This window comes from Streptococcus sp. KHUD_016 (genome assembly GCF_051106465.1).
GTDB lineage: Bacteria > Bacillota > Bacilli > Lactobacillales > Streptococcaceae > Streptococcus.
Window position 1 is genome coordinate 1092208 of record NZ_CP193663.1, and the last position, 12641, is coordinate 1104848.

At 42.9% G+C, this 12641-nt stretch carries 11 protein-coding genes and 1 tRNA gene; 3 read left to right on the forward strand and 9 right to left on the reverse strand.

Going from position 1 to position 12641, the window contains the following annotated elements; translation table 11 throughout:
- Positions 1–3 precede the first annotated feature (3 nt).
- Positions 4–447 (reverse strand): SprT family protein, encoded by a 444-nt coding sequence (locus tag ACORHV_RS05110; RefSeq protein WP_434399037.1) that lies wholly within the window; start codon positions 445–447, stop codon positions 4–6.
- Complete coding sequence (locus ACORHV_RS05115; RefSeq protein ID WP_000359111.1) at positions 434–2563, reverse strand: Tex family protein; 2130 nt, start codon at positions 2561–2563, stop codon at positions 434–436. The genes ACORHV_RS05110 and ACORHV_RS05115 overlap by 14 nt, the downstream gene beginning before the upstream one ends.
- Before the next feature lie 130 nt (positions 2564–2693).
- Here ACORHV_RS05115 and ACORHV_RS05120 point away from each other — a divergent pair, with 130 nt between their 5' ends.
- From ACORHV_RS05120 to ACORHV_RS05130, 3 genes are read left to right on the forward strand one after another with little or no spacing between them, the layout of a single operon-like run.
- On the forward strand, positions 2694–2825 hold the full coding sequence (locus tag ACORHV_RS05120) for an SPJ_0845 family protein (RefSeq protein ID WP_000268696.1): 132 nt from the start codon (positions 2694–2696) through the stop codon (positions 2823–2825).
- Positions 2826–3731 (forward strand): permease, encoded by a 906-nt coding sequence (locus tag ACORHV_RS05125; protein ID WP_000151877.1) that lies wholly within the window; start codon positions 2826–2828, stop codon positions 3729–3731.
- Positions 3728–4546 carry a TIGR03943 family putative permease subunit gene (locus tag ACORHV_RS05130; RefSeq protein ID WP_434397649.1) on the forward strand — a complete coding sequence of 273 codons (819 nt, stop codon included), beginning with the start codon at positions 3728–3730 and terminating at the stop codon, positions 4544–4546. The genes ACORHV_RS05125 and ACORHV_RS05130 overlap by 4 nt, the downstream gene beginning before the upstream one ends.
- A gap of 183 nt (positions 4547–4729) precedes the next feature.
- Here the strand turns inward: ACORHV_RS05130 and ACORHV_RS05135 are convergent, their stop codons facing one another.
- From ACORHV_RS05135 to ACORHV_RS05165, 7 genes are all read right to left on the reverse strand, one after another.
- On the reverse strand, positions 4730–4891 hold the full coding sequence (locus tag ACORHV_RS05135; RefSeq protein ID WP_000627735.1) for a hypothetical protein: 162 nt from the start codon (positions 4889–4891) through the stop codon (positions 4730–4732).
- Positions 4892–5038: 147 nt separating this feature from the next.
- A complete protein-coding gene (locus ACORHV_RS05140; protein WP_000633651.1) occupies positions 5039–5965 on the reverse strand; it encodes a bifunctional riboflavin kinase/FAD synthetase in 927 nt (308 codons plus the stop codon).
- A gap of 142 nt (positions 5966–6107) precedes the next feature.
- The gene (smc, locus tag ACORHV_RS05145; protein WP_434397652.1) at positions 6108–9647 is read right to left on the reverse strand and encodes a chromosome segregation protein SMC; all 3540 of its coding nucleotides are present in this window, start codon (positions 9645–9647) and stop codon (positions 6108–6110) included.
- Positions 9638–10336, reverse strand: coding sequence for a ribonuclease III (rnc, locus tag ACORHV_RS05150; RefSeq protein ID WP_434397654.1), 699 nt, complete (start codon positions 10334–10336; stop codon positions 9638–9640). The genes smc and rnc overlap by 10 nt, the downstream gene beginning before the upstream one ends.
- 183 nt (positions 10337–10519) lie before the next feature.
- Positions 10520–10591 (reverse strand) — tRNA-Arg (locus tag ACORHV_RS05155).
- Between the two features lie 67 nt (positions 10592–10658).
- Complete coding sequence (locus ACORHV_RS05160) at positions 10659–11645, reverse strand: GMP reductase (protein WP_434397656.1); 987 nt, start codon at positions 11643–11645, stop codon at positions 10659–10661.
- 199 nt (positions 11646–11844) lie between these two features.
- Positions 11845–12624, reverse strand: a complete 780-nt coding sequence (locus ACORHV_RS05165) for an L-threonylcarbamoyladenylate synthase (RefSeq protein WP_000160520.1) — start codon at positions 12622–12624, stop codon at positions 11845–11847.
- Positions 12625–12641 lie beyond the last annotated feature (17 nt).

The window sequence follows — 12641 nt, forward strand, 5'->3', positions numbered from 1 at the left end:
ACATCAGTCCTTAGGCCGATTTAAGATGACGAGTTTGCCACGGCAGACGCCACAGCGATAGCGTTTTGTATCAACCTTCCTCTTGCGTTGATAGCGTTGCTGGCAGTATTGGCACTGATAGACCAGGAAATTACTTTGGTCTTTCAAATGGGGAACAAAGCGCAGTCCATCCACTTCTTTCAAAAGTTCTTTAAAATCTCGGTCCTTATGTCGATAACCCTTTTTCTGAAAATAAAGGTGATAGTGACAGAGTTCATGGCGTACGATTTTTCGAAAAACCTTCAAACCAAGTTCATTATAGACCTTGGGATTAAAATCCAAATGCCCATCTTTAGGGAAAAATCGCCCGCCTGTCGTTCGCAGACGAGAATTCCACTGAGCTTGGTGCGTGAAAGGTCTACCAAAGTCTTCGAGTGAAACAGACTGAACGTACTCAGTTAGATTCATCTGGAGCAAGGAGCGACAGATTGACTTTTTCACGTTCGGTATCGATTTTCTTAACCCAAACCGTTACCAAATCTCCGACTGAAACCACTTGGCTGGGATGTTTGATAAATTTGCGACTCATGTGGGAAATATGAATCAAGCCATCCTCGTGAATCCCAATATCAACGAAGGCACCGAAATCAACGACATTACGCACCACACCTTCCAGCTTCTGGCCGACTTTTAAATCCTTGATATCCAAGACATCTTGGCGAAGCACAGGTGCATCAAAGGAGTCCCGGAAATCTCGACCTGGTTTAAGAAGGTCGGCAATGATATCTTTAAGGGTTTCTGGGCCGAGATTCAGTTCCTGTGCCATCTCCTTAACTGAAAGGGACTTAAGCTTACTTTGTGCCTCTTCATTCAAGTCTTTGATATCCAAGCGTTTGAAAAGCTCTTTGACGGCAGCATAGTTCTCTGGATGAACTCCTGTATTATCAAGGATATTGCTACTTTCAGGAATACGGAGGAAACCAGCAGCTTGCTCAAAGGCTTTGGCACCGAGACGAGGAACTTTCTTAATTTGAGAGCGTGAAGTGATTTTTCCTTCTTCTTCACGGTATTTAACGATATTTTCAGAGATAGTTTTATTGAGTCCAGCTACATGGGAGAGAAGTGCTGGGCTGGCTGTATTGACATTGACACCGACCTGGTTAACCACCGTATCAACGACAAAGTCCAGACTTTCAGACAGTTTCTTCTGACTGACATCGTGCTGGTATTGCCCGACACCGATTGACTTGGGATCAATTTTGACCAATTCGGCAAGCGGATCTTGCAAACGACGAGCGATAGAAATAGCAGAGCGTTTTTCAACAGTTAATTCTGGAAACTCCTGACGAGCAAGTTCACTGGCAGAGTAGACAGAAGCACCACTTTCATTGACGATAACATAGCTCACTTCTGGAAAATCTTTCAGAACTTCCGCCACAAAGGCTTCGCTTTCCCGGCTGGCCGTTCCATTTCCGATAGCAATAATTTCCACGCCATACTGTCCAATCAAATCTGCCAAATCTTTCTTGGCTTCTTCAATCTGACGAGCTGAAGCTGGTTTAACAGGATAAATGACTTGAGTCGTCAGCATTTTCCCTGTTGCATCTACGACAGCAAGCTTGGCACCTGTACGAAAAGCAGGGTCAAAGCCTAGAACCACGCGCCCTTTCAGTGGAGCAACCAAGAGGAGATTTCGCAAGTTGTCAGAAAAGAGTTGGATAGCCCCTTCTTCTGCCTTTTCGGTTAACTCTGTCCGAATGCGCCGCTCGATAGCCGGCAAGACCTTTTTCTTAACTGACTGTTGAACCACTTCATCAATATAGGCGTTTCTCACCTTGAAACGAGCAGCAAAGAATGATAAGATACGGTCTGTCGCATGTTCGAAGCCGACTTTTAAGACACCTAGTTTCTCCCCACGATTGAGAGCCAAGGTACGATAACCCTGCATGTTGCCAACTGTCTCTGAAAAATCATAGTAAATCTGAAAAACTTGTTTTTCATCAAGGCTTTCATCCTTGACTTGCGAAGTGATTTTAGAGTGTCTCAACACTTCTTGATAGGTCAGTGAACGCAAAGTCACATCTTCCGATAAGGCTTCGACCAAGATATCAACCGCACCAGCCAAGGCTTCTTGACCAGTCGCAAATCCTTCACAGACAAACTTCTCAGCTTCTTTCTCTAAGCCATCTACGTTTTGCAAAATCAAGCGAGCAAGAGGAAAGAGTCCAGCTTCACGGGCAATGGTTGCCTTGGTCCGACGTTTTTCCTTATAAGGAAGATAGAGTTCTTCTACGTCTGCTAATTTCTCAGCTGCCAAAATAGCTGCTTCCAATTCCTTGGTCAGCTTGCCTTGTTCTTGAATCTTAGCCAAGACAGCTTCCTTACGGTCATTGAGATTTGTCAGACTTTTATCCAAGTCGATAATAGCCTTAATCGCCACCTCATCCAGACTACCAGTCATGTCCTTGCGATAACGCGCGATGAAGGGAATTGTCGCCCCCTCAGCCGTCAAACTTAGAACAGTATCGATTTGCTTTAAGGTTACACCCAAATCTTGGGAGATTTTTTCATATTTTTTATCCATGAATCTATTATACCATAAGGAACAGTTCTTGTTTTGCCTTACCTGTTTTTGCATCTTTGATTATCAAAATAATCCCTTTTCCACAAAATAATAGTATAATAGAGGTAGAATGTAGAAAAGAGGTAGGCCCATGGCTGTTAAATTTACAAAAACGGATGACTTGGACAAGATGTTTGAAGAATTCGCCAAACTTCCTGACTTAACACAGGTCACTTTTCCAGATGACAAAGATAAAAAAGAAAAAGTTGAGAAGAAAAAATAGATGACGATTTTCCAATCTCTTCCTCCTAGTGTATTACAAGCGGGAGCTATTTTTCTCTCCATCATGATTGAAGCCCTTCCTTTTGTCTTGATTGGGAGTCTCATTTCGGGATTGATTGAGGTCTATATCACACCTGATAAAGTTTATGAGTTTCTCCCTCGCAATCGTTGGGGGAGGATCTTTTTTGGTACCTTCATTGGCTTTCTCTTTCCTTCTTGCGAATGTGGTATCGTTCCGATTATCAATCGTTTTCTGGAAAAGAAAGTGCCCAGCTACACAGCGGTTCCTTTTCTGGTGACTGCTCCCATCATCAATCCTATCGTTCTTTTCGCCACATATTCTGCCTTTGGCAATTCAATAAAACTTGCCTTCTTGCGAGCTCTGGGAGCTATTGTGATTGCTTTGATTCTGGGGATTTTCCTAGGATTTTTCTGGAAGGAACCCATTCAAAAAGAGAATCCTATCGCTTGCCATGAACATGACTTTTCACACTTGGGTCCCGCTAGAAAAGTGTTTCAGATCTTTATACAAGCTATTGATGAGTTTTTCGATATGGGGCGTTACTTGGTCTTTGGCTGTCTCTTTGCGGCTATCGTGCAGGTCTATGTCCCGACTCGGATCTTGACCTCTATCAGTGCTAGTCCAGTCCTTGCGATTCTCTTGCTCATGTTTCTAGCCTTTCTCCTCTCTCTTTGTAGCGAGGCGGACGCCTTTATCGGCGCTTCTCTCCTCTCGAGCTTCGGCCTAGCGCCAGTCCTTGCCTTTCTGGTCATTGGCCCCATGCTTGATATCAAAAATCTCCTCATGATGAAACACTATCTCAAAGCGCGCTTCATCTTGCAATTCATGGGCATCGTGACAGTGTTTGTCTTGCTTTATTCTTACATGATAGGAGTGATGCTATGATCCGATTTTTCATTTTACTGGGTTATTTTGCTCTAACTCTGTATCTGCAGCTATCTGGCAAGCTCAGTCACTACATCAACCTCCACTATTCCTATCTAGTCTATATCTCCATGATCCTTTCTCTTCTGTTGGCTCTGGTCCAATTCTATATCTGGATCAAGAAAATCAACTCTCACAGCCATTTGGAAAGTCGTCGAGCTAGACAAATCAGCGTCCTTTTACTGTCTCTACCTCTCTTGATTGGGGTTGCCTTTCCGACCGTAAGTTTGGACTCGAGAACTGTATCTGCCAAAGGTTATCATTTCCCACTTGCTGAGGGAATCAACACAGCCATTCAGGCAAGCGAAGGAACATCCAGTCAATACCTCAAACCCGATACCAGCACCTATTTTTCCAAATCTGCTTATGAAAAGGAAATGTGGTCTACAGCTGATAAATACCTCTCCCAGTCAACCATTCAGGTTACAGATGAAAACTATATGGAGGTCATGGAAGTTCTCTATGACTATCCTCAGGAGTTTGAAGGAAAGAAAATCGAGTTTACAGGCTTTGTTTATAACGATCCTAGCCATCCAGATAGCCAATTCCTCTTTCGCTTTGGGATTATCCACTGTATCGCAGACTCTGGTGTATATGGACTCCTGACCAAGGGAAACTCACGCCAGTATCCTGACAATACCTGGATTACCGCTAGAGGAACCCTGACCCTCCACTACCATAAAGAACTCAAACAAAAACTCCCAACACTGGAAGTTGAGAGTTTCACAAAAGTAGACAAACCAGAAAATCCTTATGTTTATCGCGTATTTCAATAAAAAGAGACAATATCAGAATTTCTGTATTACAGAATTCCAATATTGTCTCTTCATTTTTTTCTTATACTCATTTCAATCTAACAAACTAGCTTACTTTTTGTTCTTTTCTCTGACAGAATGTTCAGAAACCCATTTAGAATAGCTTATCATTTTTTTCAATTTGCTTTTCTGTTAAATAGACTGTCATCTTTCCAACAAAGCTTTGAAAACATCGTCGTATTCATCAAAAATTGTATCCAATTTCAAGTTAAAGGCATCATCAGATACATAAGAGACCTGATGATCCAATTCTTCAGGAGTAAAGATAATTTCACCACTTGGAATATTGAATTCGCCTGTAATCATATTAGTCTCTTTTCTTTGATTTTTAAAGTTATGAATATCACTATTTTAACAGATTTTCAATCAAGCTTCAATTATGTTTCTCTCTATAAAAATTTCTTTCAAAAATAAAAAAGCAAACCCATAATATGGTTCACTTTTTTAACTCTTCTACTCTCCATCCTTCCAGTTCCGAGCAATCTCTTCGTCTTTCTGGAGTTGGTCTACGAGTTCTTCTATGGAGTCAAATTTGACCATATCGCGAACACGGTCCAGCCAGTAGACCATGACTGTCTCACCGTAAATATCGTCTGAAAAGTCGAAAATATTGACTTCAAAACGTGGTTCTTCTCCATCGAAAGTAACATTTTTCCCAACACTTGCCATGCCACGATATCTCTGACGTTGCACTTCGATATCGACTACGTAAACACCGTCCGCTGGCATGTAAGTTCGGTCTCTTAGGACCAGATTGGCTGTTGGATAACCAATAGTCCGCCCACGAGCATTTCCATGAACGACCATTCCACGAGATGGGAGCGGAGTGCCGAGCAGATGCTTGACTTCCTTTACATCTCCATCAAGAATTGCCTGACGAATCCGTGTAGAACTAATCTTGCCCTTTTCATCCTCAACTGGAGGAACAATGATGATCTCTCCATCAAAATAGTCCTTCAGGTCATCCGCAGTTTTCTTATCTGAGCCAAAGGTATAGTCAAATCCTGCTACAATAATCGCTGGTTTTAAAGCTCGAACATAGGTATCAAAGAATTCTTGACCCGTTAGACTAGCAAATTTGCTACTAAAGTCAAGTAGGAAAAGAGCCTCTACTCCGTGCCACTTCATCTTGTGCTCTCGTTCCTCATGATTGACGATGTGAAGCATGAGTTCAGGTTGGTAAGGTTGTAAGGCAAGTTTTGGCGATTCTGTAAAGGTCATCACGACAACTGGCAGATAATCCTTCATCGAAGCCTTACTGGCTACTTCAAAGAGTTTCTGATGCCCCTTGTGGATGCCATCAAAATAACCTAGTACAAGGACTGTATTACCTGGTACTGCAATATCTTTTTCGTTCTTAATAGGTACTGTTGTAATCATGAAACTATTATATCATAGAGAAAGTCTTTTCGCTAAGAGGAAATCCCAAATGTCGTTTTTTGCGCCTGAACTGACCTTAAGAGAAAATGTAGCACTTTAGTTTTAAAAATAGCACCTCCTAAGAGATGCTATCATTTAGTAACTAGTCTACTGTTTCTTCTAAATCTTTTAACTTAACCGAAACAATCTTAGACACACCTGATTCTTGCATGGTAACTCCATAGATAGAATCCGCTGCCGCCATGGTTCCTTTACGGTGAGTCACGACGATAAACTGACTATCCTTGTCAAAGCGGTTAAGGTAATCCCCAAAACGTTTGACATTGGCTTCGTCCAGCGCCGCCTCTACCTCATCCAAGATGACGAAAGGAATGGTCTTAACTCGGATGATTGAGAAGAGCAGAGCCAGAGCTGATAGGGCTTTCTCGCCACCACTCATGAGGTTGAGAGATTGGATTTTCTTACCTGGTGGTTGAACAGAAATCTCCACACCAGCTGTTAAAAGATCGCCCTCAGTCAATATCAAGTCTGCCTGACCACCGCCAAACATCTGTCTAAAGGTCACTTTAAAGGACTCACGAATAGCCTCAAAGGTTGATTTGAAGCGTTCCTTAACCTCATCATTCATCTCTGCGATGGTCTCAAGGAGTAGATTTTTCGCAGACAAAATATCATCTCGTTGGCTATTGAGGAAGTCCAGACGGTTGTGAACTTCTTCGTACTGGTCAATAGCGTCTAAGTTGACAGGACCCAGCGAGCGAATAGCTTTCTCAAGATCTTTAACCTCTTGCTCCGCCAGATTGAGATTTTCCAGTTCATGAGCCTTTTCTAGTGCCTCTGTGTAGCTGATCTGGTACTGGTCTGTTAATTGAGCTTGAAGATAGCGCAAGCGTTCGCTGACCTTTTCTTTCTTAGCTTCAGCACGTGTTTGTTTGCGAATCCACTCCTCGTTCTGCTGGCGAGCCTGGTCCAAATGGCTGGCAATATCATCCAGTTGACCTTCAATATCATCCAACTCAAACTGCTTGCGAATCAGACCTTGTTGAAGATTGGCTTTCTGAGTTTTGGCCTCTTCCACCTGCTGGCTTAGCAGATCCGTATCCACTTTCTCAAGATTATCAACCTTTTCTTGAAGGAGGCGCTGGATTTCCTCTTGCTCGATATTCAGATTATCCAGTTCCTTGCCTAAGCGTGCAATATCAGTCACTTCATACCGCTTTTGTCCTTGCAGTTCTGACTTAAGCAAGCGCGCTTGAGAAATCTGTTCCTGCAAGTTTTGATAACGTTCTTGAATGGCGTTTTTGTTAGACTTAATTTCTTCAATCTCAGCTTCCAGATTTTGCTTTTCACTGGCGATAGTAGCAAGGCGCTCTTGGCATTTTTCCTTGTCCGCTTGCCAATCTCCTTCAGATAGGCGATTTAATTCCTCTTCTTGAAGTTTCCAAAGCGTTTCCAGTTCTTCGACCTGCTGATTGGTTTGTTGATAAGCAAGGTACAAGCCTTGCTCCTGAATACGAGCTTGCTCACCCTGAGATTTGATGGCTTCTAATCTTTCTGCCAATACCGCCATCTCATCTTGCAAGGTCTTCAAACTCGCTTCTTCTGAACGCAGACTAGCTTCTTCTTCAGCAATTTCTTTTTGTAATTGTTCCAGCTCTGGCTTGATGAAGATACTGTTATTTTGACGATTGGCACCACCCGCGTAGGAACCACCTGTGCGCAACTCTGTCCCATCCAGTGTCACCATACGAACCTGGTAACGAACTTGGCGAGCAGCTGCACGCGCATGTTCTACGGTGTCAAAGATAGCCGTTGTAGCAAGCAAGTTTTTGAAAATGGCTTCTAATCTCTTATCAAACGACACCAACTCATCTGCCATACCCAGAAATCCTGGACTTGAGGCGATAGCATCCTGATTCTGACTAGAAATCGTACGCGCCTTGATCGTTGTCAAAGGAAGAAAGGTTGCACGACCAGCTCTATTACGTTTGAGGAAATCAATCGCCCTAGTTGCCGCGTTTTCATCTTCTACAATGATATGCTGACTGCTAGCTCCAAGCGCAATTTCTAGGGCAGTTTGATAATGCACATCAAAGGTCAAATGTTCACTGACTGCACCAATGATCCCACCAAGACGGGCTTTTTCTTGAAGAACACTCTTAACACCCGCATAAAAATTACTATGATTTCTTAGGATGTTTTCCAAACTCTGGGCTCTAGCCTGCTTATTTTTGAGACTGTCCAGACGGTCAAAGAGTTGGCTCTGCTGGGCTTGGAAAGAAACTTTCTGCTCCTCTTGCTCCTTGGCACTAGCTTGGTAGTCAGCCAATAATTTCTGAACCTGCTCCTTGGCAGTTTCAAGCTCAGCCTGCTGTTGACTGGCCTTTTCTTTAGCTGTAGCCAGTTGTTCTTTCAGTTTCTCAAGTTGATCAGCTTGTTTTTGAGACAGCTGACGGCTGTTTTCCAACTCATTCTCGATGCGGGTCAGCTGGTTTGAGACATCCGCTTCTTCTTGTAAAAGCGCCACAAAACGTTCACGCAAGAGTTCAATCATCTGGTCAGGATCATCTGAAAAAGCCAACAACTCCGCTTCTAGACGATTGAGTTCCTTGTTATTTTCAGCTAGAGTTTCCTCTAACTGTTCCAGATTCTCTTCTTTTTCAGCCTTTTCCTTACTTAGAGCCTTTCTCTTATCTTCCAGAGTCGCCAAACGGACTTGTGCCTCTTGTTGATTGAGGGCTACCTGCTCGGACTCCAGTTTTGATAAGGCTAATTTTCGTTCTAAATCACTTATCAGCTTCGTCAGATCCATCAAACTTCCTTGGTCTTTGGACATTTGAGCTTGGAGATCTTGGCGTTTCTTTTTAAGAGTTTGATTTTCCTCTTCTAACTCTTCACGCTTTTGGTAATAGCTAGTCAAAAGTTCCTGAACCTGCGTTAGCTCTTCTTCTGTCAGCTCTAGTTCAGTCTTATTTTCCTTGATTTGGGCAACCAATACATCCAAGTAAATCGCCTTGCGTTGACCATCCAAGTCGAGAAACTTGCGAGCATTCTCGGCTTGTTTTGCAAGGGGCTTGATTTGATTGTCCAACTCATAGATAATGTCCTCTAAGCGGTCGAGATTGTCCTGAGTTTGTTGCAGTTTGCTTTCTGTTTCTTTTCGACGAGTCTTGTATTTTAAAACTCCAGCAGCTTCTTCAAAAATAGCTCGGCGTTCCTCTGGCTTGGAATTAAAAATCTCCTCAACCTTCCCTTGGGAAATGATAGAGAAGGAATCCCGTCCCAAACCGGTATCTAAGAAGAGGTCATGAATATCACGCAAGCGAACTTTCTTGCCATCAATTCGATACTCGCTATCTCCACTACGGTAGATATGCCGTTCTACCTTAATAACTTGCCCTGCATCCTTGATAAAGCCATCTTCATTGTCCAAGGTCACGATAACAGAGGCATAATTAAGTGGTTTGCGACTTTCAGTTCCAGCAAAAATAACGTCGGGCATCTTGCCACCACGAAGACTCTTGACACTGGACTCACCCAAGGCCCATCGCAGACTTTCTGTGATATTTGACTTCCCAGAACCATTGGGCCCAACGACAGCTGTCACACCTTGGTCAAAGACGACCTTGGTCTTGTCAGCAAAGGACTTGAATCCCTGAATCTCAATCTCCTTTAAATACATGAATCCAGCCCTTTCACAACTGCATTTTTGGCGGCCTCTTGTTCTGCCAATTTTTTAGAACGGCCTTGACCTTTTCCGATACTTTTGCCCTCAACCAGAACTTCTACATCAAAAACCTTGTCATGGGCAGGCCCCATCTCAGAGGTCACCTGGTAGCGAATATCCACATCTCCATTGACCTGGAGCAACTCTTGCAGGTGCGTCTTGTAATCCTTAATCATTTCAAAGTCACCTGCTTCAACCTTGGGGATCATGACTTGATAGATAAATTCTTTTACTCTAGCAACATCCTTGTCCAAAAGCAACGCTCCCAGAAAGGCTTCAAAGGCATCGCCAAGAATGGTGTCACGATTGCGCCCACCAGACTTTTCTTCCCCTTTTCCTAGCTTGATAAACTGATCAAACTGGCAATCACGCGCAAAACCAGCCAAACTCTCCTCACGGACAATCATAGCACGGAGTTTAGACAAATCTCCCTCCGGTTTCTTAGGATATTTTTTATACAGATATTCTGAAATCAATAACTGCAGAACAGCGTCTCCTAAAAATTCCAAGCGCTCATTGTGTGAAATTTTTAAGAGGCGGTGCTCATTGGCATAACTCGTATGAGTAAAGGCCGTTTCCAGTAAGTTTTTGTCTGCAAATTCGATTGCAAAACGATCTTTCAGTACAGTTTGTAATTCTTTCATACCAACCTCTTTCTAACTGATCACAGTCCTTCTTATTATATCAAAAAAAGCCCCCTGAGTCACTTTAAAACGGGACTAGAGGGGAATTGAGCATTTTTTAGAACAAACTTTTCATTTTTAGGGGCAAACTCGGGGCGTGATAAAGAAAAAAGCCTTATTTAAGGCTTTCTTAGGCTATTTACATCCACCCTGAGGGAATCGAACCCCCATCTCAAGAACCGGAATCTTACGTGATATCCATTACACTAAGGGTGGAAACTTGTCTTATTATAACAGAAATTTGCTCTAATAACAAGTTTTTTATGGGTGGACTAAGCGTCCATTAGTGTGAAGCATCCCCGTTCCAGATAGAGTTTTTCACGATAACATAATCAACGTGTTTGAGGTCAGCAACCTTGCGTCCACCCGCATAAGAGATAGCACTTTGCAAGTCCTGTTCCATCTCAGTAAGGGTGTCTTGCAAATGCCCTTTGGCAGGAAGCAAAATTCGTTTGCCTTCCACATTTTTATAGGCTCCCTTTTGGTATTGAGAAGCTGAACCATAGTATTCTTTGAATTGTTCACCATCGACTTCGATTGTCTTCCCTGGACTTTCGATGTGTCCTGCAAAAAGGGAACCAATCATGACCATGCTGGCACCGAAACGGATAGACTTAGCAATATCGCCATGAGTACGAATGCCACCATCAGCGATGATCGGTTTACGCGCAGCCTTAGCACACCAGCGTAGGGCAGCCAACTGCCAGCCACCTGTACCAAAACCTGTCTTTACCTTTGTGATACAAACCTTACCAGGACCGATTCCAACCTTAGTAGCATCCGCACCAGCATTTTCCAATTCACGCACAGCTTCTGGCGTCCCAACGTTACCCGCAATAACAAAAGTATCTGCTAATTCTTTCTTGATGTGTTGAATCATAGAAATCACGCTATCCGCATGACCGTGAGCAATGTCAATCGTGATATACTCAGGAGCATCAGCCTTGAGTTGGCTAACAAAATCATACTCGTAATCCTTGACACCGACTGAAATAGAAGCAATGAGCCCTTGATCGTGCATGCGTTTGATAAAAGGAATGCGCCCAGCCTCATCAAAACGATGCATAATGTAAAAGTAGCCACCTTTAGCCAGTTGCTCTGCTACGTTCTCATCCAAAATCGTCTGCATATTTGCTGGCACAACAGGTAGTTTGAAAGTGTGATTTCCAAGTGTGACACTCGTATCTGCTTCTGCACGACTTTTAATGACACATTTATTTGGGATCAACTGAATATCTTCGTAATCAAAAATTGGAAATTCATTTAACATATCGATGTCTCGTTTCTTTTGTAATGACCTACCTATGCTTACGCATCCCTACGCCTTTTTCCGACGTTTCCTTGATTAATTATAAATCAAAGTACAGTTTTTGTCAAATATTTTTAATAATCAAATTATATAGTTCGGTTTTTGTTTCGGAAATAGAAAGAGAAAAAAGAGAGATTAGATTCTCTCCTCTTCTCCAATCTTAATAATACTCACCCTGGCGGTAGTCCCATGAGTTAAAGGTATCTGACAAATGCATCATGATTTTATCAATGTCAAGCCCTTTGCGGATAACGACTGGTGCTGGTGAGATTGAACGGTCTCCTCCTTGTTCTGGGATGAGCTTACCATCTTTATCAACCATAGATACCATCACACCTTGCTCGTAGCGAGTTTCAATCGTTTTGTCAGGTTGGATAGATGCCACATAGTCGTCTGCTTCAATGACAAGATCCACTGCTCCTTCGATCCGTTCCCCGATACCTTCCACCTTACCACGGTTTCCTTTTCCAGATGGGTTAGCTGATGAGGCGTAGACCATTTTACCTTCTTCCCAAAGTTTGGCAGCCAGTTGTTCACCAGCTTTACCAAACTTGATGACAAAACAGCTAGTACCACGCACGTCAGTCATAAGTTCTTCACGGCCATCACCGTATGCTTTGAGTTTCTCAAAGGCTTCTGGTTTCCAAGGAAGGATACAACCTAGGAGAATATCTTCGTCCCAATGTTTTTGGTAGAAGGCTTCAATTTCTGGGTTGAGTTGTGCTAAAGCGCGAAGCTCGTCCATGCTACCGCAGAGAACAACACCTGGTTTGTTACGGTTACGCTCTTTGGCTTCAAATTTGCGTTCAAGACCTGCCTTATCGCTAGTCATGATAATGTAACCAACTTTAGTAGGACAAACGATACATCCGCCCTCACCTTTTAAAATGTTATAGCCTTCTTGTGAAAGTGTTCCGTTCCATTGAATGTGTTTTGTCATAGTTCTATTTCCTTTTC

Bases quoted from the DNA above. Each gene is read 5' to 3' on its own strand.
- ACORHV_RS05160 (WP_434397656.1), bottom strand. From the start codon at position 11,645: ATGTTAAATGAATTTCCAATTTTTGATTACGAAGATATTCAGTTGATC.
- smc (WP_434397652.1), bottom strand. From the start codon at position 9,647: ATGTATTTAAAGGAGATTGAGATTCAGGGATTCAAGTCCTTTGCTGAC.
- ACORHV_RS05115 (WP_000359111.1), bottom strand. From the start codon at position 2,563: ATGGATAAAAAATATGAAAAAATCTCCCAAGATTTGGGTGTAACCTTA.
- ACORHV_RS05135 (WP_000627735.1), bottom strand. From the start codon at position 4,891: ATGATTACAGGCGAATTCAATATTCCAAGTGGTGAAATTATCTTTACT.
- ACORHV_RS05165 (WP_000160520.1), bottom strand. From the start codon at position 12,624: ATGACAAAACACATTCAATGGAACGGAACACTTTCACAAGAAGGCTAT.
- ACORHV_RS05110 (WP_434399037.1), bottom strand. From the start codon at position 447: ATGAATCTAACTGAGTACGTTCAGTCTGTTTCACTCGAAGACTTTGGT.
- ACORHV_RS05125 (WP_000151877.1), top strand. From the start codon at position 2,826: ATGACGATTTTCCAATCTCTTCCTCCTAGTGTATTACAAGCGGGAGCT.
- ACORHV_RS05130 (WP_434397649.1), top strand. From the start codon at position 3,728: ATGATCCGATTTTTCATTTTACTGGGTTATTTTGCTCTAACTCTGTAT.
- rnc (WP_434397654.1), bottom strand. From the start codon at position 10,336: ATGAAAGAATTACAAACTGTACTGAAAGATCGTTTTGCAATCGAATTT.
- ACORHV_RS05140 (WP_000633651.1), bottom strand. From the start codon at position 5,965: ATGATTACAACAGTACCTATTAAGAACGAAAAAGATATTGCAGTACCA.
- ACORHV_RS05120 (WP_000268696.1), top strand. From the start codon at position 2,694: ATGGCTGTTAAATTTACAAAAACGGATGACTTGGACAAGATGTTTGAA.